Genomic DNA, 23,215 nt, shown 5'->3' on the forward strand with positions numbered 1-23,215 from the left:
CTTATCCGTCTTCCAGGGAAACCGGCACATCCATGCCGTGCTCTTTGAGCAGGGCGTGACGTTTGGCGGCCTTCAGATCGTCTGCGACCATCTCGGCGCACATTTCCTGCGCGGTGATTTCCGGCACCCAGCCCAGCACCTTCTTGGCCTTGGCCGGATCGCCCAGCAGGGTTTCCACCTCGGCGGGACGGAAGTAACGCGGATCAATGCGCATGACCACGTCGCCCACTTTCAGCGCGGGCGCGTTATCGCCCTCGATCGCGGTGACGGTGGCGATTTCATCGACGCCAGTGCCGGTGAATTCCAGGGTCACACCCAGTTCGGCGGCCGACCAGGTGATGAATTCACGCACGGAATATTGCACGCCGGTGGCGATCACGAAATCCTCGGGCTTGTCCTGCTGCAGCATCATCCACTGCATGCGGACATAGTCCTTGGCGTGGCCCCAGTCGCGCAAGGAATCGATGTTGCCCATGTACAGGCACGGCTCCAGCCCCTGGGCGATGTTGGCCATGCCGCGGGTGATTTTACGGGTCACGAAGGTTTCGCCGCGACGCGGGCTTTCGTGGTTAAAGAGGATGCCGTTACAGGCATACATGCCGTAGGCCTCGCGATAGTTCACCGCGATCCAGAACGCATACATTTTCGCCACCGCATAGGGCGAACGCGGGTGGAACGGGGTGGTTTCGGTCTGCGGGATTTCCTGGACCAGACCATAGAGTTCCGAGGTCGAGGCCTGGTAGAACTTGGTCTTTTTCTCCAGCCCCAGGAAGCGGATCGCCTCCAGCAGGCGCAGGGTGCCGATCGCATCCACGTCGGCGGTATATTCGGGCGCCTCAAAGCTGACGGCCACGTGGGATTGTGCGCCCAGGTTATAGACCTCGTCGGGCTGGACCTCTTGCAGGATGCGGGTCAGGTTCGAGGTGTCGGTCAGATCGCCGTAATGCAGCTTGAAATTGGCATTGTTGACATGGGGATCTTGGTAGATGTGGTCCACGCGCTGCGTGTTGAACAGCGAGGCCCGACGTTTAATTCCGTGAACTTCGTAGCCCTTTTCCAGCAGAAATTCTGCCAAGTAAGAGCCATCCTGGCCGGTAACGCCAGTAATCAATGCCTTTTTAGCCATGTCATATCCATCAATTGAATGTCTTGTGCCGTGAAGAAGTAGTAACGGCATGTCGTTCTCTACGCACTTCGATTAACAAAGCGATGTAGGTGCCACAAGACGGAAACCCGTCGCATGGGCTTAAAAAGGCGGCGCTCCGCCGGGAGAGTGCCTGCAAACTGAGCGCTTCATTCCGCAGGATATGCGGATGCGGCCGGATCGGGATCATATCCCAGCTGTGTGCACAGCTGTTCGTAGCAGGAACTGCCCTTTTCCAGCTCGCTTTGGGTGCGGGTGTCAATGGGTCTGCGGTCACGCGGAGAAATGCGAACACCCTTGCGGCCGCTGTCCCCGGACAGATGGATGATCGGCAGGGTGTCTTGCCAATGCGGGTTGAAATCCAGCTCAAGGATGTCTGACATTTTCTGGCAGATACCGTCCGGGTCGATCACGAAATCCTCGTAGCGGAACAGATCAACACCGGGATAACTGTTCAGAAACATCAGGTATCGCGCGGCGTATCCGTCCAGAGTCGCCACGGGGCCGGTGGCGCTGTTCATCTTGCGCAGCGACAGATAGGAATCCAGCGGGTGCCGCACGGTAATGATCTGCCGCGTCTCGAAGCCCTGCTGGATCACGGATCCCAGCAGCGGGCGTTTTTCCGGGGCCTCATCGCAAAAATGCGAATGGGTGTGGTCGCGGATGACAACATGGCGGGCTTGTTGTGCCATGGCGTTGTGAAGCTCTTGCAAGGCGGCCAGGAACATGGCCGTGATCGTCTTTTGATCGGGTGGGCAGCGGTCCAGGCGCGACAGAAAGATCAGATCGGTCGGAGCGAACTGGCCCGGCGGGCGGAACCACCTGCTGAACGGGTCCACTTCGCTCAGCACCATCGTGTTGGGCTGGCTGGCCAGGGCTCGTGACATCAGCGTGCCACCTGTACAGGCAAAATGGTGGATCATGCGCATCGGCTCGGGGGGGGCATTCAGGATGCGCTGACTGTAATCCTGACATTGCGCCAGCAGGCTTTCCAGGGGGGCCGTCGCCCCCTGATCGGGCAATAAGGCATCCTGAGAATAGGGCACCAGCAGGCCCAGGGCATCATCGACCAGCCCTTTCAGATCCGCCGCGTCGGTCATTTTGTGGCTCCGCGCTTTTTCCGGGGCGCGCTGGTTTTGCGGGCGCGGGATTTTCCGGTGGGTTTGGCTGCTGGCTGGGGCGCGGGATCCTCCTGAGATTCGGGCGAATCCAGTTCGGGCGTCGCCGTCTCGCCGGGCGCGGCATTGAGCATGTGCAGGTATCTGGACGCCGCATTCAGCCGGGTCGTCACTTGCAGCAGAAGCTTGTCCTGCGCGGTTTTCTCGGCCCGAAGCGTCTCATAATTGTTCCGGAGCGTTTGCAGATCCATTTGCAAAGCGGATTGCGATCGCAGGGCGACACCCAGGTCCATCTCCTTGCGTTCCAGAGCCTCTTCGCGTTGCGCCAGACGTTCTTTCAACGCGTTCTGTTCGGTCTGGGCCGCGGTCTTTGTCATGCTGAGGATTTCGGCCTGGGCGGCCAGATCTGCCTCGGCCTTGGTGGCGCGGGCCTGGGCGGCGGTCAGTTTGTCGGCGGTTTCACTCAGCTCCGAGGTCTTGGCCTTGAGGCTCTCGTTAACCTCTTTCCAGGCGCCCTCGGCCTTGGTGGCGCGGGCCTGGGCGGCGGTCAGCTTGTCGGCGGTTTCACTCAGCTCCGAGGTCTTGGCCTTGAGGCTCTCGTTAACCTCTTTCCAGGCGCCCTCGGCCTTGGTGGCGCGGGCCTGGGCGGCGGTCAGTTTGTCGGCGGTTTCACTCAGCTCCGAGGTCTTGGCCTTGAGGCTCTCGTTAACCTCTTTCCAGGCGCCCTCGGCCTTTGTGGCACGGGCCTGAGCGGCGGTCAGCTTGTCGGTGGTCTCAGTCAGCTCCGAGGTCTTGGCCTTGAGGCTCTCGTTAACCTCTTTCCAGGCGCCCTCGGCCTTTGTGGCACGGGCCTGAGCGGTCTTGAGTGTCCCTTCCAGTGTTTTCAGCCTGGCCTCAAGGGTGGTTTGCTTTTCCTGCAAGGCGCGGTTTTCCAGTGTCAGCGGATCCTTGACCAGCGTCGCCTGTGGGAAATCCGGGTCTTCTTCGCTGCGCCCGACAGCGCGGAACCCTGCCTGAGTGGCCATCGGAATCAGGGCGTCCAACCCCTTGTTGCCTTCATAGAAGGGCTCGATGCCAGCGCGCAGAATCACATATTCGAATCGGGTCAGTTGGTCATGGGCGATCAGGGAATGCAGGATCACCTCTTCGACGCCAGGCGCGTCCAGGATCAGCACATGGGCCCGGTCTTCGGGCAGATCCAGCTGGGAAACCAACTCGTGCGCCATATAGGTATCGACATCTGTCTGGCGGGTTTCGCGGATGCCGGGGAACAGATCGGACAGCCCGGTAAAGGGGCGCAGGCTGGAATATTCCGGCATGTTCAGAATCCGCAGCCGGCCCTGGCCGGTGAACCCGCCGACCGCGACGGACAGGATCTCGATTCCCGCCTGTCCGGCCACCTGCTTTTCCAGGGCCCTGGCCCGCGCGGGGTTGGCCTCGACCAGGAGGATCTGCTGGGGGTTCAGGTCCTGAAACTGTCCAAGGTCCTGTGCCTCACCGGCCCCGATATAGAGGATGGTTCCAAAAGGAGACGCCGCGTGCAAATCCAGGGAAGAGGGCATGAGAAAAAATCCTTTGGCGCATTAACAGGCTCTATTCATTTCTGTTTAGGCGGGTTGTGCTGGGCCTTCAACCGACTGGTGCGGGTATTCACGAAATCCGCGCAACAAACGGTCGTTTTGCGGCCCTGCCGCTATCCTGCGCCTAATTCGCGCATATTCTGCGCCCACAGCCATTTTGAAGCCAAGCAGCTTGCCTTGTATTTGTTTTCCTGCTGTAACGGCTGAAAAGATGGGAAATTTTCATGTCGCATTCTATTGAGACCTTTACCGCGGATGTCATTTCCACATGCCGCGCCAATCAAGACGATCTACTGATTGAAAACAATGCACATTTAAGCCCTGAAATCTATGTCAGCTGGGATGATGAAGACGGCCGCGTCGAGCTGACAGCCCAGACCGATGCAAACATGCTGCTGGCCCTGGAGGCCCAGGTGTCGCAAGAGCCGCGCTGGTTTTCCCTCAATATCGGGCTGGGCCAGGGGGCTCTGAAGGTCGGCGATGTGCTGGGGATCGTGTTCGAAACCGAAAGCGCCAGAGCCTTCTACAGCGCGCCGTTTTGCCGCTCGGCGCTTGAGGAAAACCATGGTGACACCTACTGGCAGGACGGCCTGGACGTAAAAGGCGAGGGCCGCCAGATCTCGACCCTGCTGCATACGGTCGAACCGGGCGATCCGCTGATCCAGGAGGCCTTTCATACCCTGGTCATTCCCCTGCCGTGCCAGGCCTTTTCCCTGACATTGCATGACATGCGCCTTTTCGTTGTCGAAGCCGGGCGCGGGTTCCGGTCTGCCTCGGCCCAGGCCGCCAGCGTAGGGTAAGGCCTGCGGATCACGATCAGCAGGTGGTACGCAGATGACAAAGACACTCTATCTCCATATCGGTCATTTCAAGACCGGCACGACGGCGCTTCAGGCGCTTTTGTCCAACAATCCCGAATTCCTGGCCAATCATGATCTGGCCTATGGTGCGCAGCGGCGCCATCTGGGCAAACACTCGATCTATGCTTTTGCGCTTTATAAGGCGGCAGGGGTGACCCGGCTGATGCATGGCTATGATAACCCCGTTGCCCCTGAAACCCTGTGGCAGGAATTGTTCGCCGAAACCCGCACCAGCCCCTCTGGCCGGATGATTGTCAGCTCCGAGGAATTCGCGCGCCTGGGTAATGTCCCCGAGGCCGCAGAACGGCTGAAATCCATCGTGACGACCTATGCTCAGGATCTGCAGATCCGGGTCATCGCCTATCTGCGCCCCCCCGCAAGCCATCTGCGGTCCTGGTATAACCAGCTGGTGAAAATGGGCGTCAGGGTGCCGGATTTCAACACGGCCGTGACCCAGGTGATCGAGCCGGTGCACTATGATTACGCCCTGGCGCTGAAACCCTGGGCCGAGATTTTCGGCCCCGAAGCGCTGATCCTGCGCTCTTATGACGAAGCCAGCCGCCATGATGACAGTCTCTATCGCGATTTCCTGTCGCTCTTCGGGGTTGAGCTGCCCGATGACGGGGTCAGTCTGCCACTGATCGATCCGAACCCGCGCATGGATGACAGCACCCTGGAGCTGGTGCGGATGATGCAGAATGCGGGCATCCCCAAGGATGTCATCGACTGGACAGTGATCCGGAGCCAGAAATTCAACGAACGGCAGCAAGAGGACGCCGGTGCGCCCGCCGGAGATTTCGCGCAGGTCCGCAGCCAGGCGGTTGCGGGGTTGGAAAATCTCCAGGCCCTGATCCCCGGCGCCGGGCCCGATCTGGTCGGGACTTTGGGCGCGGATCTGCCCCGGCCCGAACCGGAAACCGACCGCCAGATCTGGCACATGACCGGGATGTTGCTGAACGAGCTGCACGCGCTGCGCCAGCGCATGACCAAGGAAAACGCAGGTCTTCATGACAGGCTGCACCGGCTAGAGCAGCACCTGGCCCTGGACCCCAGGCCAAAGAAATGAGGATCCTCTACTATAACTGGGTCGACTATCTGGACGACGAGAACCGCGGCGGCGGGGTGACTCAGTATCAGCGCAATGTCCTGAAGGAACTGGACCGGCAGGACGGGATCAAGGCCACCTTTCTGTCCTCGGGGATTTCCTATGATCTGCTGCGGCGGGTGCCGCGCTGGGAACAGATGCGCCACGGGCCCGCCCAGGACCGCCATCGCCGCTATGAGATCGTCAACTCGGGGGTGCTGTCGCCCGCGCATCATTCCTTTGGTCAGGCCAGCCAGCTGCGCGATGACGCGACCTTGCGGGCGCTGCATGATTTCATCGACGCCACCGGCCCCTATGACGTGGTGCATTTCAACAATCTGGAAGGCCTGCCCGTTCAGGCGCTGGATCTGAAATCCATCTGGCCCGATACCCGCGTGATCCTGTCTCTGCACAATTATTATCCGTTCTGCCCGCAGGTGAACCTGTGGCATCAGGAACGCGAAACCTGCACGGATTTCGATCAGGGGCGCACATGCGTCCACTGCCTGCCCCATACGCATAATGCGCAGCAGCTGAAACTGGCCAACGGGCTGGCTTATCATCTGAAATCTGCGGGGCTGCGGCCCGGCTCCACAGCGTTCGAGGCTCTGTTCCGCCCCACGATCAAGGTGGGCCGGCGCGTGGCCATGGGGCTGAAACTGCTGCGGCGGGGGGGGAAGCCCCTGCCCAAACCCGGCCGTCTGGCCCCGCTCAGCGCCCCCGACGGCACGCCTTTTGCCGCGCGCCGCGCCCAGATGGTGCAGATGATCAACGATCATTGCGACCGGGTGCTGTGCGTCTCGGATGCGGTGGGCCATATTGCCGAGCGCTTTGGGGTGCGGCGCGATCTGCTGAAGACCTCGTATATTGGCACGGCCGAGGCCGATTGCTTCACCCGCACCCGGCCCAAGCCCAGCCTGCTGCAATCCGATGGCACGTTCAGCATGGCCTATCTGGGCTATATGCGCCGGGATAAGGGGTTCTTTTTCCTGCTGGAGGCGCTGGAATCCCTGCCCGAGCCTCTGGCCAAACGCATCCGCCTGGTGGTGGCCGCGCGCGATATCAAGGACGGCACGTTAGAGAGGCTCTCGGATCTGGGGGCGCGTCTGGGCGGGCTCAGCTATGCCGACGGCTATACCCATGACGGGCTGGATGATCTGCTGAAGAACGTGGATCTGGGCGTCATCCCGGTGCTGTGGAATGACAACCTGCCTCAGGTTGCGATTGAAATGCACGCCCGGCACATTCCGCTGCTGACCAGCGATCTGGGCGGGGCGCAGGAATTGGCGCATTGCCCGCAAATGGTGTTCCGCGCCGGCGATGTTGAGGCCTTCCACGCCCGCCTGCGCGCCATCCTGTCGGGGCAGATTGATCTGGCCGCCTACTGGGCCGGGGCCCGCGCGCCGGTGTCGATGCCGCAGCACCTGGATGAATTGCGCGCGGTTTACGCCGGATCAGAGCCTGTTTCAGACCCTATTCCTGCAGCAATGCCTTAACAAACGGCGCTTGCGTCCAGGGCACGGACAGGCCGTCCTCATAGATCACGTCGCGCCCTTCGGAAATCAGCGCCAGGTATTTGCGGTATTCCTCGGCATCGTTGAAATGCTGCCCGCGGGCGACCTCGGCCTGGGCTTTGCGGCGGAAATCGGCGTTGTATTTGAAATGGGCGAACAGCAGCTCGCGCGATGACAGCTGCACATCGGTCAGGAAATGCAGCCCGGCCGAGACCCGCATCCACGGCTGATATTTCAACAGCGCGATTTTCTGCGCCACGAACAGATCGGTGCGCGATCCGGCAATCAGCCGGTGGCGCAGGGCGCTGGTCCAGGTGGGCATATTAGAGAACGGCCCCCGCCCCGTCCAATTCGTCAGGAAGGGTTCGCGATCAACATAGCCGGCCTCGGCAAAGGGGTCGGTTTCGAATGTGGCCTCTGACAGGGACCCCTTGGGGTACATATCCAGCATGAAAATCCGCGCCGCATCCACGCCCTGGAAATCGTCGGTTTTCAGCAAATCGGGCAAGGTTTGGGTCTGATTCTCCTGCCAGACCAGCAATTCATCCGCATCGGCCACCAAAGACCATTTGCCCACACGGAACCCCGCCATCATCGCCTGCTGCCAGGCCACACCATAGTAGGACAGGTTGTAATCGGTATCCACGGAAAACAGCGCCACGTCGGGCTGATCCAGCAGGTATTCCAGCGTGCCGTCATCTGAACAGTTGTCCACGATCATGAAACTGGTCACGCCCAGCTTGCGGTAATGGGCCAGGAATTGCGGCAGCATGAACATCTCATTGCGCATGCAGGCGACCACGGCGACCTCGGCCTCGCGGGCGGCGTCCAGCCGATCCTGAGGGCTGATCAGCTCCAGCGCGTTGCTTTGGTAAACCAGTTGCACATCCTGATAGCTGGGCCAGATTTTTTTCGGCGTCAGGATCGGGGTTTTCAGGGTCTCCATCGCCGGAATTTGCGTGTCATGCGCATCCAGATGCACCAGTTTGACGGGCGCGGCGGGGCTGGCATCGAAACTGTTCACCCAGCGCGATACCGGGCGGGCCTTGCCCCAGGTGCGGCGGCGGATGGCGATGCGGTAATCCTCGTCCGCGGGGCGGATGCCGCGCAGGGCCAGCAGATCGCCCAGCATCTTATCCTCCATGAACGAAACCTGGATCAGATATTGCCCCTCGGGGCTGTTCATCGCGTCAATCGCGGCGGCCATGGCGGTGCGGCTGATCACATAACCCGAGCCCCCATCGGTATAGGTGGAGGGTTCAGGTGATTTATCCAGCTCCAGCCGCCCGCGCAGGGACGTGGATTTTTCGTTATGCCAGGCGCGATCGGTCTGGCCGGCGTTGCGCGTCAGCACCCGGCCGTAATAGTCAAACTTGCGATAGCTGAGCGAGTGGAAGAATTCCTCGACATTGAGGAAGCAATCATCGTCGATTTTCAGCATATGAGCATAGGGCGTGTGATCATGCACCCAGCGCAGCGTGGCCAGGGTTTTCTGCGGCAGCCCCTCGTAATCGTCGGGGGCGTCCACATGCAGCACGTCGCCCTCGATCCGGCCGTTCCCATTGCCCACCACGATCACATAGGGAATGTCCAGCGCGCTGAGCAGGGTCAGCCAGCCGGCGCGCATCGGCGGGATGCGGGTGGTCAGGTTCGGCACACAGGAAAACACCGTGACGATCGTATCATAAAGAGCCGATTGCCGCAGGCCGCCGGGGCAGGGGGGCAGGGCGCCAGAGCTGTCCTCTGTCTGCGGCAAAAGCCCGGCCATCAGCGCCAAGGCCCCATCCGCTTTGGGCACCTGACGCAAGGCCATCAGCGCCAGACGCGGGGCAGGGGCCTGTTGCAGGGCCTCATGATCCTGCGGGTCGATGGCCTGAACCAGATCCGCCAGAATGGACAGGGCCGCGCTATATGTCTCTGAGGGGCTGCCAAGGGTCAAAACTCCCCGTATCAGAGCCAAAATCAGACCCAGCCCCAGGAATTGATCCCGCGCCCCGGCCACAAGTTTCAGATCGTCTTGCAGAGCCCGGATTTGCGCTGGCTGGATCGGCCCGTCTTGCGTCAGCAGCGCCTGAATGCTGCGGCTGACCCGCAATTGCGCCGCATAATAGGGCGCGCGGGGCACATCGGGGTAAAGCTGGGGCACTGTCCGGGCCGACAGGGCCACCAGATCCGGCCCCACCGCCGCCGCGCCGGGAAAGGCCATGTGGCGCAGGACGGCCTCTTGCGGGTCCACCCCGGCCAGAGTCAGGCTGGCGGCATCGGGGGGGCTGTCCGGGGGCAGATATTGCGCGGCCGGGCCCAGCACCTCGCGCCGGGTGCGCAGCGTATCGGCCGTGCCGTAGCGGGTGAACAGATCCAGCGCCTGTTCGGTCTGCATATCCGCCTGCCCGGTGCTTGCCGCGCGCGCCACGATATCAAAGGCGGCTTTGGCCGGGGCCAGCGCCTCGGGGATCGGAGCCCCGGCCAGCGCCTCCTCCAGCATCTGCCAGAATTGCCGCGACAGGCCATAGGCCTCGCGCAGGACCTGTAGAATCGTGGAATGCGTGTAATCGGCAAAGCGATCCCGATGCAAAACCACCTGCACCGCCGCCCCGGTCAGCGCCACGCAATGGGCCCGTCCCCAGTAGTTCCAGGCCTGCTGGCGGATCAGTTCCAGCCCCGCATAGAGCACCGCCTCGCGGGTGTCATCGGGCAGGGATGTGTCCCAGATCACCCGGCGCAGCGCCCAGGCCATGGCGGGCGTCACGATCCAGTCCTTGGTGGGTTCGGTCAGAGGCCACAGGATGTCCTGCAGTTCCTTGTGACGCCCCTCCAGCAGCAAAAACGGCACCAGCGCCGAGTTTTTCCAAACATCACCGGGGGCAGGGGCCAGAACATTGCCATAGCCCTCTTCCAGGAATTGCGCATGGAAGGCCTCGAAATCGCGGGTCGGATCGCAGAAATATTCGCACAGCGCCAGATACAGATAGGGGCGCTTTTCACGCGGCATATCCGAGGTCAGGCTCTGGATCAGGTCCAGCGGGTCCAGAGCGGGATCCGCGTGCAGCCTGTGCCCAAAGCGCGCCTGAGCCACGACCACCGGATCGGGGTCGGCAGGCGGCGGAGGAGGAGGAGGAGGAGGAGGAGGAGGAGGAGGAGGAGGCAGATCGGGGGCTTTCTCGTCCGTGTCCAGCAGGAAATCATCCAGCTTGAAAAACCGCTGCACCGTACTGAGCCGGGTCCGCGCCTGAGCGGACAATTGCGCCCGCAGCCCGGCAAAGCGGATATGTTCCAGAACCTGCATCGCCGTCAGGGCATCATTGCGCAGATCCAGCCGGGTCAGGCTCTGATCTATACGCTGCGCCAGCGCGGCGCGGTCCAGCGACAAAGCCGGGCAGGCTGCGCGGCCATCCGCGTGCATCACCGCGATTTCCAGCGGCATATCCGCTGGCACCGTGTCCCAGACACGGCCCGGCAACAAGGCGCGCAGCTCCAGACCGCCCCCGGCAGGCTGCACGATCACCGGCAGCGCTTCTTTTGTTCCGCTTACCTGCATGTGCAATTCGGTTTCGGGGGGCAAGTCGCGCAGATGCGCGCGCAGTTCCAGCCGGCTGTTCAGATACAGGCGATTGTCCGGTGCCTGCGTCAGATCGTCGATATCCACCCCGCCCGGCGTGATCCCGCCTTGCAGATCCATATAGGCAATCCGGCCCGTCTGCGGAAACGGCCGACGCAGCCCCTTGCCGAACCGAAACACCTGGCGGCCGTCCAGCTTCACGGTGACAACGGGAGGGGTGAACAGAATATCGACCGTCACGCCTGCGGCCGGCAGCTGAACCGCCCGGCCGATCTCGCGTTTCCAGGTTTCGCCGTCGCGCCGGTTGCAGACCGCGCGGGATTCATCGTGGCGCAGCGACAGGTGGAACAGGATATTTTCCCGCTCTGCGTCATAAAATGAGATATTGGCATAAGGATGGGCCGAGAATTCCGCCCGGTAGCGCAGACGCGCGCCTTCCTGCACGGCAAAGGACAGCATGTTCGCTCCTTGCAGAGTTTGTGAAAGATCATCATCGGGGCCGGCATCCACCTGCGAGGCGCAAGCCAGAGCCGGGCGCCGCCGGAGCAGAGCCTCCAGGCTAAGCAGTTGTTCGATCCGGGGGCCCATTCCGGGGTCCAGCGGGGTGCGATGGCGCGATTTTCCCCGCCACAAGGCCGCCCAGCCTGCGCTGGCCGCAAAGACAGCCTTGCCCGGCCGGGCGCGTGCAGGTGCCGCGCGGGACCACTGCTGCCACAAAGCGCGGGCAAACAGTTGCCGCCACCAGCCTTGCGGCAATTGCGCGGCCTGATCGGGGGTCAGGCTGCGGGCCAGCCGGTCCAGGCCCCGCGCCAGCTGCCCGGCGGAGTGCCGCGCCAATGGGCGTTGGCGAATCTCGGCCCCCGCCCAGGGGAAATACAGCGCCGTTTTCGCCGCCAGAGCCGCCTTGAGCGCCATCTGCCAGCCGGGCAGGGCCCCTGTGCCGAACCGGATGCCTGCGTCTTGCACAAAGGCCCGGCGATACAGTTTGGCCGATACCTGCGGATCCAGCAAAAGCGCCTCTTTGGGGGTAAAGGCAAAGGGCCCCTCGGTCAGTTTCGCGCGCGAAACAGAGGCCTCATCGACAAAACCGCAATGGGTATCGCCCGTGCCGATCCCTTGCAGATAGGCCGAGACCACCATATCCGCCTGCGCCTCGATCGCGCCATCCACCCAGTCATGCAGCGCCATTTCGGCCAGCCGGTCCCCGGCATCCAAAAAGCAGACATAGCGCCCCTGCGCCGCGTCCAGCCCGGCATTACGCGCCGCCCCCGCGCCGCGCCCGCGCTGCACCAAAACCCGCACATTGAGGTGATTCAGAGCCTGTTTTCGAGCCTGATCCGCCAGGTTTTCACGATCGCAGACGATCAGGACTTCCCGGCCGGGCGCGCCTTGGGCGGCCAGCGCGCGCAGACTGTCCAACAGCAGATCGAGGGCCTGACCCGACCAGGGAATGATCACGCTTAGCGGGATGTCGCCGGCCATTTCCAACGCCCAGGCGCGCGAGATATGCGGATCCCAATCTGGGCGATAGCTTAGGCCGTGCTGTTCCAGATAGGCGGCACAGGCCCGGGCATAGCGCGCGCGCCGCTGGGGATCGCGCAGCGCGGTCGAGCGTTCGAACAGCAGCCGGGTGGCGATTTTCTCAAAGGCGGCGGGGCCGCCGGAATGGTGCCCCTGCATCAGGGCGCGCATATCCTCAAGCACATCGAACTGTTCGAACACCCGGTCATCGTCACGGCCGGTGATCTGTCCGGCGCGGCCTCGGGTTTGCAGATACAGCGGTTCCGCCAGATGCACGATATGATCGGTGCGCGCGGCGGCGCGATAGAAAAACCCGTGATCCTCGAACCAGGTGCCTTCAGGGAAGCGCAGCCCCTCGATCAAAGAGCGCCGGTAAAGCTTGTTCCAAGCCGAGGGGAAATGCCGGATCGCCTGGCCCCAGTCGGACAGATCAAACCGCGTCACCCGCCCCGAGCTGTGCTGCGCCGCCCGCCCGTGAATGGCCGAATGCCGCGTGCTGGCTCCATCGGGAAAACAGAACTGAATCCCGCAGGCCACCCAATCGGCCCCGCTGCCCGTCAGCGCACGCAGCATATGTTCCAGAAACTGCGGGGCGAAACGGTCATCGCTGTCCAGAAAGGCGATATACTCTCCCTGTGCCAGATCCAGACCGGCATTGCGCGCCCCTGACAGGCCCCGGTTATCCTGAGAAATCACCTGAAACCGCGGATCCTCGCCAATGGCGGCACGGGCACGGCGCGCGCTGTCATCGGTTGAACCATCGTCAATCAGCAGCACCTGAAAATCCGTCAAGGTCTGCGCCCGCAGGCTGGTGATGCAGGCCGCCACGTGATCCTGCACATTATACACAGGCAGAATGATCGAGATCAGAGGAAAGCTCACAAGAAAACGCCGTTATTATATCTATCGTCCCGTTCTAGCTGTCCCATCTCTTGGAAACCAGAGCAACAGCATCAACGCCCCGCTTTTATGCCCGTTACACAGGCGGGGCCGGACCGGGGGGACGGGGTGCAATTCAATTGTACCTCTATCCCTCTCGTTTTATACCAATCCCGATATCGCGAAATCCGTGCGGATTTCCGGGGCTTTTCCCCCGCCGACGGGCAGAGGTTCGCAACGATGCGGGCTTGGGACTCATTTTGGGAGTCATATAGAATGACAAAGACTTTTCTGTTGGGTGTGGGTGCCCAAAAAGCTGGCACAACTTGGCTGCATGAATTTCTGCGCCACCATCCCGACTGCGCCATCGGGCCGATCAAGGAACTCCACGCCTTTCCCACCCTGTCGGAACGGGCCGAGAACGCCAATATCCATCAGGAACGGTTAGAGACCCTGACACAGGCCATCGAGGCCCTGACCGGGGCGGACGCGCAGGACCGCGCCCAGGCCAACCGGGCCTTCGAACGGGCGATGGATGCGGTCTCGGCCACCATGGGGCTGCCGCACTACCTGTCCTATTTCGACCGGGTGGTCGCGCAGAATCCGAACGCATCGCTGACCGGGGAAATCACCCCCGCCTATTCGGGCCTGGAGGAAACCCGGTTCCGGCGCCTGCGCGACGCGCTGGAGGCACGGGGATACCGGATCAAGGTGGTGTTCCTGATGCGTGACCCGGTAGATCGGTGCTATTCGGCGCTGCGGATGGGGGTTCGCAATACCTTTGGCACCCCCGAGGCCTATGAGCGCGCGCGCCAGAACTTCGGCAAAAGCGCCAAGGCCGACTGGCAGGAAAAGCGCACCAAATACGATGTGATCCTGCCCAAGCTGGAGCGCGTGTTCCCCGCCGAGGACATTCACTATGGATTCTATGAGACCCTGTTCGATCAGTCTCATGTCGATGCGATTTGCGATTTCCTGGGCATTCGCCGCCAGGATGCCAATCTGAACGCGAAATCCAATGCCTCGCCCAAGACCGACAACCCCGACCCCCAGGCGCTTAGGGGCGTGGCCGAGCATTACCGCGGGGCCTATGAATATTGTGCGGATCGGTTCGGAGATGCGTTCATTCGCAAGATCTGGCCCTATGCGGCCCTGCTGGACTGATCCCGGTCAGCGGCTTTCCTCGTCCAGCGCGCGCTGCAACACCTGGCGGGCCTTGTGCAGATTGGGCACATAGTGCTGCATCCGGGCCGAGTTCTGCCCGCTCTGCACCAGGGCCGTGCGCACCTGATCCTCGAAATCGGGCAGGCCCGAGACATCGAGGCTCAGGAAGTCCAGCAGCTCTTGCAGCTTGGCCCGGCCCCGATCGTAATCGGTGTACATGTCTTCGAAACAAACGCTGAAAGGCTCTTGCTGGTATTCCGCGAACAGCGCCAGCAGATCCGCGCGTTTCTGGCGACATGTGCGCAGATGGCTAAGCGCGGATGAGGTATCAATCGGCTCCATCTGACGGTTGCCCGCGGCGATCTGCGCGTAAATATCCGTCGCGGCCTCTTTGCCCCAGGCGCCGGTCATCTTGGCCAGCTCCAGGGACAGAATGCGCGCCGCCTCGTCCTGACGTTCCAGAATGATATGGCGATAGCCCAGGTTGTTGGACACCTGCAGCAACGCCCGGTTCAGCTTGAGCGGCATCAGCTCGTAGCAATGTTTGATCGTCGGCGTTCTGGCCAGCGCCTGCCGGATCGCCCCGCGCATGGCAGGCACATCCCGATCCTGCTGCCACGCGGTCAGAACATGGCCCAAAGCCCGGTCAGCGTTGAACGGTTCGTGCTGGGTGCCCGGATGTTCGGACAGTTTCATCAGCAAAGTGGCCAGACTGGTGCCCCCGGTGCGGCGCATGGTCCAGATGATGAAAGGATGGCTCAATGGAAACTCTTCGAGATGGGATAATCCATAGGAGGTAACACCGCCCGAAAAAGCGTGCAAGCACCTGCCCCGCTTATAGCGGAGGATGCACAAAAACCGGCATATCCGTGCCCGTTTTCAAGCCCGTCAGCCAGGTCTGCGCCGTGTCCAGCGCCTCGCGGATGGTGACATCCATATCCAGATAGCGATAGGTGCCCAAGCGCCCCACGAAGGTCACGCCCGGCGTGGCCTGGGCCTGAGCGACATAGCGGCTTAGCAGCTCTTTTTCGGCGACCAGGCGGATCGGGTAATAGGGGATGTCATCCGGCCCGGCAGCGGCGCTGGTTTCGCGGTACAGCACGCTGGCGTCGTGCTCTTCCCAGGGGCTGAAGTGCTTATGCTCGGTGATGCGGGTGTGGGGCACGTCGCGATCGCCGTAATTCATCACAGCACAGCCCTGGTAATCGCCCTGCGCGGTGAAGCGTTCGAAATTCAGCGTCCGATACCCCAACCGGCCCAGATCATACCCGAAATACCCATCCAGCGGCCCCGACCAGAACACATGGTCCCAATCGCCCCCCGTCGCCGGATCATAAGCCGTGTTCAACTGCACGGTGATGCCCGGATGGTCCAGAATCCCCTGAATCAGAGCCGTATATCCGTCCCGCGGCATGCCCTGGTATTTGTGGAAAAAATAGTTGTCGTCATAGTTGAACCGCAGCGGCAGGCGTTTCAGGATCGAGGCCGGCAGATCACGCGGATCGCAGCCCCATTGTTTTTCCGTATAGCCCTTGAAGAAGGCCTCATACAATTCGCGGCCGACAAAGGCCAAGGCCTGTTCCTCAAAGTTCTGCGGGTCGGGGATGTCCTCGGCCCGCTCAGCAATAAAGGCGCGGGCCTCCTCCGGGCGCAGGGCGGTGCCGAAGAACTGGTTGATCGTGTGCAGGTTCACGGGCAGCGAATAGACCTGCCCGCCCACGGTGGATTTCACCCGGTTCTTATAGGGCTCGAACGTGGCAAAGCGGTTCACATAGTCCCACACGCCCGCATCGTCGGTATGGAAAATATGCGGCCCGTAGACATGGACCATCACGCCGGTATCCGCATCGCGCTGCGTGTGGCAATTGCCGCCCACATGATCGCGCGCATCCACGATGGTGACGGGCTGCCCGGCCTCGGCCAGTTGCCGGCCGATGACGGCCCCGGACAGGCCCGCGCCCACGATCAGAATTGCCATTTTCACACCTTTGGTGACCAGCGCTCGAAACTTCGCCCCGTTCTGTCAGAGCCGCCCGCGAAACGCAATGCAACGTGCGGTGGCTTTATCCTTGGGCAGGCTTTGCGCGCGCGCTGTTCAGCGTCCGGGAAGGACCGGCGCGCTACACCTGCCGCAATCCAATCAAAGGAGTGCGCCATGCCCCTCTCGCCCCGGCTAGAGTTGCCCTATCTGGAGCCCGCCCAGGCCCAAAAACACGTCACCCATAACGAAGCCCTGCGCAGCCTGGACATGCTGGTACAGCTAAGCGTCGAAGCATTCGATGAAAACACGCCCCCCGCGCTGCCCGTGACGGGGCAGGTTTTCGCGCTGGGGGCCGCGCCCACCGGAGACTGGGCCGGACAGGCCGGTATGCTGGCCCTGCGTGAAGAATCCGGCTGGCATTTCCTGGCCCCGCAACCGGGCTGGAGCGCGACCCTGGCCGGCAGCACGGACCTGCGGATCTGGACCGGATCGGCCTGGGTGGGGGCCAGCGGGCAAACCCAGAACCTGACCGGGCTGGGGGTGAATACCACCTCGGACCCCACCAACCGGCTGGCGGTTGCGGCCCCGGCCAGCCTGCTGACCCACGAAGGCAGCGACCATCGGCTGACCATCAACAAGGCCAGCGATACGGACACCGCCTCTTTGCTATTCCAAAGCGGCTGGACCGGCCACGCAGAGATGGGTCTGGCAGGGGATACCGGGTTTTCCGTCAAGGTCAGCCCCGATGGCAGCAGCTGGACTTCGGCCCTGGAAGTAGACCCTACAACAGGCTCTGTCTCAGCCCAAACCGGGCTGGAGGTGGCCGGGCACACCGCCCTGCATCTGGGCAATCTACTGGGCAGTGTCAGCCAAACCGGAGGGCAGCCCACCGGCGCCGTGATCGAAAGCGGCTCGAACGCCAATGGCAGCTATATTCGTCTGGCCGATGGCACGCAGATTTGCCTGGTTCAGGATTTCGACGCGGGCTCTGCCACATTTGCCGGGGCCGGTCAGTTCACGGATTTGTACCGTACGGATACGTTCTCGGTGACCTGGCCATCGGCCTTCAGCCAGGTCCCGCACTGCACCGCTCATGTGCGCATGTCTGATAACGTGGTGAATCCGAAGTCACGGGCCTTGATGCTGACGCCTGCAATCGCCCCGCTGAACACAGGCTGGAGCTATCTGACCGTCCAACGCCTGTCTTCGGACGCGCATTCCGGCAATGTCCTGGTCAACATCCTGGCCATCGGCCGCTGGTTCTAAGGAGATCCCCATGCAGATCCGCTTCACCCCCATGCGCCATGATCAGAGCCTGACTCTGGCCAAGTCCGGCGATACCCTGATCATCAATGACATCGCCTTCGATCTGTCCATCATCCCCGAAGGGGCCACCCTGCCACAAGAGGCGGTAACCTGTGACTGGCTGGCCTCGGATATCGAGCGCATCGACGGGCGTTTGCATCTTACGCTGATCCTGCCGCACGGCCCGGATGCCCCGCAAGAGGCCCTGTTTCCCGCGGCAATCACCGTAGAGGATGACGGCCCCATTGTTCTTCCCACCCCAAGCGAGGAGCCCCAGGAATGAGCCAGATAGACCTCTCGGCCCTGATTACCGCCACCCAGAAACAGGAAAGCAATCGTCTGAGCGCGCGGGATGCCCTGGCCCAATTGCGCTGGCAGCATGAAACCGCCGGTCTGATACTCGCGGATGGTCAGCACATTGCCACCACCCGCGAAAGCCAGTCCCAGATCGCCAATGCCGCGATGGGGGTGCAGGCCGGATTGATCACCGATCCGATGCCCTGGAAAACCCTGCAGGGCTGGACCGAGTTTTCCCCCGTTTCCCTGCTGGACATGGCCACCCAGGTCAGCGCCCATGTGCGCGCCTGTTTTGCTGCGGAACGCGCGATCAGCGCCCAACTTGAAATCTCAGAGGATCCCGCCGCCCTGGATCTGCAGGCCGCATTTGCCCAGGCCCTGGCGGCAGGCTCTTAAAATTCGGGCCAGTTTGAAATCGGATTGTCCGTAAGAGCCTCGGTTTCGTCCCATTCCCGCACCGCCCACGCCTGACCGCCAAAGCACCCTGATCCCGGTGGTTAAACTGGGGTTGGGTGATGTTTTTGCAATTTCAGGGCCGTGTGGGAACGGGACAACAGATACTGGATGGCGATCTGCGAGATCTGCAAATCGTGACGCTGGACACTGGCATCTATCTTTATGCGACAACGGGCGCGGGCGGCGGGCTGACGGGCTATGGCCTGGACGAAGGCGCGCTGGCCGATTGGCAGGATAGTCTCTATTATGGCGCAATTGCCCCGGATTTGATTTCCGGGTCTTTGGCGTTTCTGGGCTCGGGGCCCGAGGATCTTCTGGTCTTTGGCGGCGCGGGCACCTTGCAGGCCGTCCGTCTGGGCGCCGATGGGCAGATCGAAACCCGTGTTCAGACCGGCACCATGACAGGCGGCACCGAGGCAATCTGCGCCGTGGCCGCCGTCACTTTGGAAACCGGCATGGCCGTCTATGTCGCCGATGACGGCACGGGCGCGCTGACCACCTATGCCGCGGATGGCAACGATCTGGTGCAGCAGGCCGGCGGCGCGGTGCCAGGGCTGCAAGGCACCGTGGCCATGACCACCGTCACCGTTTCGGGCAACACGTTTTTGCTGGCTGCCGATCAGGGCGTGCAGGGGGTGTCCAGCTTTCGCATCAATCCCCAGACCGGCGCGCTGACCTCGGCCGATACGATGGGCGCCAATAACGGGCTGGGGATTTCCGTGCCCACCGCAATGGAGGTGGTCCAGGTCCATGGCGCCACCTGGGTGATCCTGGCTGGCGCCGAGAGCAGCTCGCTCAGCGTTATGCGCGTGACCGGCACCGGAGAGCTGATCGCCACCGATCATGTCATCGACACGCTGCACACCCGGTTCGGCGGGGTGCAGTCCCTGGCCGTTGTGGAAACCGAGGGGCAGGTCTTCATCGTCGCTGGCGGGGCCGATGACGGGCTGAGCCTCTTTACCCTGTTGCCCGATGGCCGTCTGGCCCATGTGCAGACCATCGCGCATTGGGGCGCAAACCAGCTGATGGATGTCAGCGAAATCGCCGCGCAGCGGGTGGGCGATGAGATCCAGATCTTTGTGGCCTCGGAGGAGGCCGCCGGCCTGTCTCAATTCACCATTTCCCTGGATAACCTGGGCGTCACCCGCACCGATGGCAGCAGCGGCGGGGCAGGGAACGATCTGCTGGTGTCCACTGGCGATGACACGATCCTGGGCCGCGCGGGCGATGATATTCTGGTGGCCGGCTGGGGCGATACCGTGATGACAGGAGGCAGCGGAGCGGATCTGTTCGTGCTGGCCTCGGGCGGGCATCACGCCACGATCACCGATTTCGACCCGAACAATGACCGGCTGGACCTGTCCGCCTGGCCAATGCTGCGCGATCCGGGCCAGCTGACGATCACCCCCACGCGCTGGGGCGCGGTGATCACCTATCATGACAATAGCCTGACGATTTATACCGCCTCGGGGCAGCCTTTGGCCAATATAGGCTCTTATTTCAGCAGTCCCGACCGGGTGCTGATCCTGGGCACGCCGGGGGGGCAGACGCTGACCGGCTCGCGCGAGAATGACCTGCTGACCGGCGATGACGGCAATGACACGATCGACGCGGGCGGCGGGCATGATCAGATCGACGCGCGCGCCGGCGACGATTCCATTCAGGCCGGGTGGGGCCACGATCATGTCTCCGCGGGCGACGGGCATGACACGGTGGATGCGGCGGGGGGCGATGACACTCTGCTGGGCGGGGCCGGCAATGACAGCCTGTGGGGCGGCGAAAACAACGACGAGATCTGGGGCGGCGATGGCAATGACACGATCAGCGGCGGCGAGGATGCCGATCTTCTGGGCGGCGGCGCGGGCAATGACATCATTCTGGGTGGCGCGGGCAGTGACACGATCTATGCCAGCAGCGGAGACGATTCCCTGGAAGGCAACGGCGGGCAGGACACGATCTGGGGCGGGCGCGGCAATGATCTGATCCGGGCGGGTGCCCAGGATGATGAAATCGGCGGCGGCGCGGGCAATGGGCGTGACAGCTTGTGGGGCGGCGATGGCAATGACACGATCTGGGGCGGCGCGGGCCACGATCTGGCCTATGGCGAGACCGGCGCGGATCTGATCGGCGGCGGTAGCGGGATGGACACGATCTGGGGCGGGGACGGCTGGGATACGCTCTATGGCGGCTACGGCGATGACAGCCTGATGGGCGAGGGCGGCGCGGACGAGGTCTGGGGCGGCAATGGCAATGACAGCCTGTCGGGCGATCTGGGCGATGACAGCCTGTCGGGCGGCGCGGGGGCGGATACGCTCAGCGGCGGCGCGGGCGATGATCTTCTGACCGGGGGCAGCAATCCGGATGTGTTCCTCTTTGAAACAGACCACGGCACCGACCGGATCACCGATTTCACCCCCGGCACGGACCGCCTGCGCCTGTTGGGCACGGCCGGGGATTTCGACGACCTGACCCTTAGCGCCACCACCGGCGGCGTGTTGATCGACACGGGTGACGGCACCATCGTGCTGGAAGGGCTAAGCCTGTCCGATCTGGGGGCTGCGGACTTTGTGTTCATCTAATAATTACCATAATCTAAGTTATAAGATTCACCTGTGCCCCACTTGCCGCAGCCAAGGCAATAATCCCCGATAAGCGGCGCGTTTTGGCGTGTAGGGAAAAAACGGGGCTGATTTCGGCCGGGCTCTTGGGTACAACCGTGCTCAGATCAAGCATTCGGGATTCCCAGACGTGACGCGTTTTTTCAAACTTACGGCCATTATTCTGGCCCTTGCCCTGCCCTCGGCCTGTAGCTCGCCCCGCGGTGTGGCGCTGACCAGCGAAATTCTCAAGGAACAGGATGCGCCCAACCCCGGTTTTGCCGTGGTGCCCGTGACCCGCGCCAATATCAAGGCGCTGCAACAATGGCCCAGCACCGGCTGGGCGGGGCACTACCACTGGATCGGCCCCTCGCGCGGGCCCGAAAGCGCCGTCATCCGCACCGGAGACCAGATCAACCTGGTGATCTGGGACAACCAGGAAAACTCGCTGCTGGCCTCGGCGCAGGAAAAATCGGTGAACATGACCGGGCTGACCGTGTCCAACACCGGCACCATCTTTGTCCCCTATCTGGACGAGGTCCAGGTCCGCGGCAAAACCCCCGGCCAGGCCCGCCAGAAAATCCAGGACGCGCTGGAGCCGATCGTGCCCCAGGCCCAGGTGCAGCTGACGCTGAATGCGGGCAAGCAGAACTCGGTTGATCTGGTGTCCGGCGTCGAAAGCCCCGGCACCTATCCCCTGCCCGACCGCAATTATACGATCCTCAGCCTGATCGCCCAGGGCGGCGGCATCAACAAGAACATGCGCAACCCGATCGTGCGTCTGCAACGCGGCGGGCGCAGCTATGAGATCCGCGCCGGAGATCTGTTCGAGGACCCGCGCAAGAACATTCCCCTGCGCGGCAATGACAAGATCATCGTCGAAGAGGATGACCGCTACTTCACCGCCATGGGCGCCGCCCGCAACGAAGAGCTGGTCTATTTCGAAAAGGAAACCATCACCGCGCTGGAATCGCTGTCGATGATCGGCGGTCTGACCGATTACCAGGCCAATCTTAAGGGCGTGCTGGTGCTGCGCGAATACCCGGCCAAGGCGGTGCGCTATAACGGCACCGGGCCCAGCTCGGATCAGATGGTGTTCACCTTCGATCTGACCTCGGCCGAGGGGCTGTTTGCTGCGCGCAAATTCCAGATCCAGCCGCAGGATACCGTGATCGCCACCGAAAGCCCGCTCAGCGCGACGCGCACGATCCTGGGGCTGATCGGCTCGGTCTTTGGGGTGGTGAACGCAGCGCCGAACATCTGATCCGCGCGTTTGCTATTTCATAGCAAAAGGCCGCCCCGTCAGGGGCGGCCTTTTTGACTCCCTCAGATCCGGAAAGCAGGCCCAGGGTCAGGCCAGCACCAGATCCTCCAGCATGTTCATCAGGTCGGGCATACCGGGCACGAATCCCTCGATCGCCCCCGAGTTCTGCCCCTCTCCGGACGCAAAAGCCTGCAATCGGCCGTCATCGGGGCCCACCTGCACCCCCAGCTGGGCCGCAATACGGATCGCATGATCCTGAATCGAGGTCTCGCCCTTGTAGATTTCTTCGAAGACCAGCCAGTCATGATCAATCCGCCGGTTGCGCAGCACCGTCAGCACCTGCCCCAGGGAAATCGCGGCCTGATGCACCGCCTTGCGGCCCTGTTCCACGGACACGGCCTGCGCCTTTTGCCGGCCGGCGCGAATCTCGGGGTAGATCCTGGCCGCCTGTTCCGGACCCCAGGCCTGCGTGGCCAGCGCCAGAAACAACGAGCGCAGCCGGCTGGCCTCGTTCCGGCGGGTCAGCACGAAAAACCGATAGCCGCGGGCGGCGCATTCCTCGATCAGGATGCGATTCAGATGCGCGGGGATGATCTCAAAGCAATGTTTGATATTGGGCCGGTCCGCCAGCTGTTCGGCCAGGGCCGCGCGCGCGGCGGCCTGATCCTGGGTGGCGGTGAAATCACGGGTGATCTGCCCCCAGACCCGATCCACGTTCAAAGGTTCGTGCTGCCGGGTCGGAAAGGATGAGATCGCGCTCATAAAGCTCATCAGCGACGTGCCGCCGGTGCGGCGCATCGTCAGGATGATATAGGGGTGCTGCATCCCTGCTCCTTTTGTTTTTGGGCTCTGCAAACACCAGAGCCATCTTGCAAACCTGCCCATGCGGCAG

At 62.5% G+C, this 23,215-nt stretch carries 16 protein-coding genes; 9 read left to right on the forward strand and 7 right to left on the reverse strand.

Going from position 1 to position 23,215, the window contains the following annotated elements:
• Window position 1: 1 nt before the first annotated feature.
• From gmd to ACP15O_RS18395, 3 genes are all read right to left on the reverse strand, one after another.
• On the reverse strand, window positions 2-1,126 hold the full coding sequence (gmd, locus tag ACP15O_RS18385; protein WP_425097476.1) for a GDP-mannose 4,6-dehydratase: 1,125 nt from the start codon (window positions 1,124-1,126) through the stop codon (window positions 2-4).
• A gap of 167 nt (window positions 1,127-1,293) precedes the next feature.
• On the reverse strand, window positions 1,294-2,244 hold the full coding sequence (locus tag ACP15O_RS18390) for a hypothetical protein (RefSeq protein WP_425097477.1): 951 nt from the start codon (window positions 2,242-2,244) through the stop codon (window positions 1,294-1,296).
• Entirely contained in the window at window positions 2,241-3,824 is a 1,584-nt protein-coding gene (locus ACP15O_RS18395; RefSeq protein WP_425097478.1) for a coiled-coil domain-containing protein, read from the reverse strand. Before ACP15O_RS18395 ends, ACP15O_RS18390 begins: the two co-directional genes overlap by 4 nt.
• 242 nt (window positions 3,825-4,066) lie before the next feature.
• Here ACP15O_RS18395 and ACP15O_RS18400 point away from each other — a divergent pair, with 242 nt between their 5' ends.
• Genes ACP15O_RS18400 through ACP15O_RS18410 form a run of 3 tightly spaced genes read left to right on the forward strand, consistent with a single transcriptional unit; the run spans window position 4,067 to window position 7,282 of the window.
• The gene (locus ACP15O_RS18400) at window positions 4,067-4,642 is read left to right on the forward strand and encodes a hypothetical protein (protein WP_425097479.1); all 576 of its coding nucleotides are present in this window, start codon (window positions 4,067-4,069) and stop codon (window positions 4,640-4,642) included.
• 34 nt (window positions 4,643-4,676) lie between these two features.
• Window positions 4,677-5,768, forward strand: coding sequence for a hypothetical protein (locus ACP15O_RS18405; RefSeq protein WP_425097480.1), 1,092 nt, complete (start codon window positions 4,677-4,679; stop codon window positions 5,766-5,768).
• The gene (locus ACP15O_RS18410) at window positions 5,765-7,282 is read left to right on the forward strand and encodes a glycosyltransferase (protein WP_425097481.1); all 1,518 of its coding nucleotides are present in this window, start codon (window positions 5,765-5,767) and stop codon (window positions 7,280-7,282) included. The genes ACP15O_RS18405 and ACP15O_RS18410 overlap by 4 nt, the downstream gene beginning before the upstream one ends.
• Here ACP15O_RS18410 and ACP15O_RS18415 read toward each other — a convergent pair.
• Window positions 7,260-13,262 carry a glycosyltransferase gene (locus ACP15O_RS18415; RefSeq protein ID WP_425097482.1) on the reverse strand — a complete coding sequence of 2,001 codons (6,003 nt, stop codon included), beginning with the start codon at window positions 13,260-13,262 and terminating at the stop codon, window positions 7,260-7,262. The genes ACP15O_RS18410 and ACP15O_RS18415 overlap by 23 nt on opposite strands.
• A 273-nt stretch (window positions 13,263-13,535) precedes the next feature.
• Between ACP15O_RS18415 and ACP15O_RS18420 the strand changes: the two genes are divergently transcribed.
• The gene (locus tag ACP15O_RS18420; protein WP_425097483.1) at window positions 13,536-14,423 is read left to right on the forward strand and encodes a sulfotransferase; all 888 of its coding nucleotides are present in this window, start codon (window positions 13,536-13,538) and stop codon (window positions 14,421-14,423) included.
• Between the two features lie 6 nt (window positions 14,424-14,429).
• On the opposite strand, the gene ACP15O_RS18425 is transcribed toward ACP15O_RS18420, so the two are convergent.
• Together ACP15O_RS18425 and ACP15O_RS18430 are read right to left on the reverse strand one after the other, a co-directional pair.
• Entirely contained in the window at window positions 14,430-15,185 is a 756-nt protein-coding gene (locus ACP15O_RS18425) for a hypothetical protein (protein ID WP_425097484.1), read from the reverse strand.
• Window positions 15,186-15,258: 73 nt separating this feature from the next.
• Entirely contained in the window at window positions 15,259-16,401 is a 1,143-nt protein-coding gene (locus ACP15O_RS18430; protein ID WP_425097485.1) for a UDP-galactopyranose/dTDP-fucopyranose mutase family protein, read from the reverse strand.
• Between the two features lie 177 nt (window positions 16,402-16,578).
• Here ACP15O_RS18430 and ACP15O_RS18435 point away from each other — a divergent pair, with 177 nt between their 5' ends.
• The 5 genes from ACP15O_RS18435 to ACP15O_RS18455 all read left to right on the forward strand — a co-directional run bounded on the left by ACP15O_RS18435 (window position 16,579) and on the right by ACP15O_RS18455 (window position 22,323).
• On the forward strand, window positions 16,579-17,670 hold the full coding sequence (locus ACP15O_RS18435; RefSeq protein ID WP_425097486.1) for a DUF2793 domain-containing protein: 1,092 nt from the start codon (window positions 16,579-16,581) through the stop codon (window positions 17,668-17,670).
• Between the two features lie 10 nt (window positions 17,671-17,680).
• Window positions 17,681-17,992 carry a hypothetical protein gene (locus ACP15O_RS18440; RefSeq protein WP_425097487.1) on the forward strand — a complete coding sequence of 104 codons (312 nt, stop codon included), beginning with the start codon at window positions 17,681-17,683 and terminating at the stop codon, window positions 17,990-17,992.
• Window positions 17,989-18,402: a DUF4376 domain-containing protein gene (locus ACP15O_RS18445; protein ID WP_425097489.1), complete on the forward strand. Its 414-nt coding sequence runs from the start codon at window positions 17,989-17,991 to the stop codon at window positions 18,400-18,402. The genes ACP15O_RS18440 and ACP15O_RS18445 overlap by 4 nt, the downstream gene beginning before the upstream one ends.
• A 119-nt stretch (window positions 18,403-18,521) precedes the next feature.
• Complete coding sequence (locus ACP15O_RS18450) at window positions 18,522-21,041, forward strand: calcium-binding protein (RefSeq protein ID WP_425097490.1); 2,520 nt, start codon at window positions 18,522-18,524, stop codon at window positions 21,039-21,041.
• Window positions 21,042-21,210: 169 nt separating this feature from the next.
• Complete coding sequence (locus ACP15O_RS18455; protein WP_425097491.1) at window positions 21,211-22,323, forward strand: polysaccharide biosynthesis/export family protein; 1,113 nt, start codon at window positions 21,211-21,213, stop codon at window positions 22,321-22,323.
• An 87-nt stretch (window positions 22,324-22,410) separates the two neighbouring features.
• Here ACP15O_RS18455 and ACP15O_RS18460 read toward each other — a convergent pair whose 3' ends face one another.
• Entirely contained in the window at window positions 22,411-23,148 is a 738-nt protein-coding gene (locus ACP15O_RS18460) for a hypothetical protein (RefSeq protein ID WP_425097492.1), read from the reverse strand.
• Window positions 23,149-23,215 lie beyond the last annotated feature (67 nt).

The sequence above is a fragment of the Youngimonas ophiurae (nom. illeg.) genome, assembly GCF_049803795.1.
Lineage (GTDB): Bacteria > Pseudomonadota > Alphaproteobacteria > Rhodobacterales > Rhodobacteraceae > Thalassobius.

Bases quoted from the DNA above. Each gene is read 5' to 3' on its own strand.
- ACP15O_RS18435 (WP_425097486.1), top strand. From the start codon at position 16,579: ATGCCCCTCTCGCCCCGGCTAGAGTTGCCCTATCTGGAGCCCGCCCAG.
- ACP15O_RS18405 (WP_425097480.1), top strand. From the start codon at position 4,677: ATGACAAAGACACTCTATCTCCATATCGGTCATTTCAAGACCGGCACG.
- ACP15O_RS18430 (WP_425097485.1), bottom strand. From the start codon at position 16,401: ATGGCAATTCTGATCGTGGGCGCGGGCCTGTCCGGGGCCGTCATCGGC.
- ACP15O_RS18395 (WP_425097478.1), bottom strand. From the start codon at position 3,824: ATGCCCTCTTCCCTGGATTTGCACGCGGCGTCTCCTTTTGGAACCATC.
- ACP15O_RS18445 (WP_425097489.1), top strand. From the start codon at position 17,989: ATGAGCCAGATAGACCTCTCGGCCCTGATTACCGCCACCCAGAAACAG.
- ACP15O_RS18450 (WP_425097490.1), top strand. From the start codon at position 18,522: ATGTTTTTGCAATTTCAGGGCCGTGTGGGAACGGGACAACAGATACTG.
- ACP15O_RS18420 (WP_425097483.1), top strand. From the start codon at position 13,536: ATGACAAAGACTTTTCTGTTGGGTGTGGGTGCCCAAAAAGCTGGCACA.
- ACP15O_RS18440 (WP_425097487.1), top strand. From the start codon at position 17,681: ATGCAGATCCGCTTCACCCCCATGCGCCATGATCAGAGCCTGACTCTG.
- ACP15O_RS18400 (WP_425097479.1), top strand. From the start codon at position 4,067: ATGTCGCATTCTATTGAGACCTTTACCGCGGATGTCATTTCCACATGC.
- gmd (WP_425097476.1), bottom strand. From the start codon at position 1,126: ATGGCTAAAAAGGCATTGATTACTGGCGTTACCGGCCAGGATGGCTCT.
- ACP15O_RS18460 (WP_425097492.1), bottom strand. From the start codon at position 23,148: ATGCAGCACCCCTATATCATCCTGACGATGCGCCGCACCGGCGGCACG.
- ACP15O_RS18390 (WP_425097477.1), bottom strand. From the start codon at position 2,244: ATGACCGACGCGGCGGATCTGAAAGGGCTGGTCGATGATGCCCTGGGC.
- ACP15O_RS18410 (WP_425097481.1), top strand. From the start codon at position 5,765: ATGAGGATCCTCTACTATAACTGGGTCGACTATCTGGACGACGAGAAC.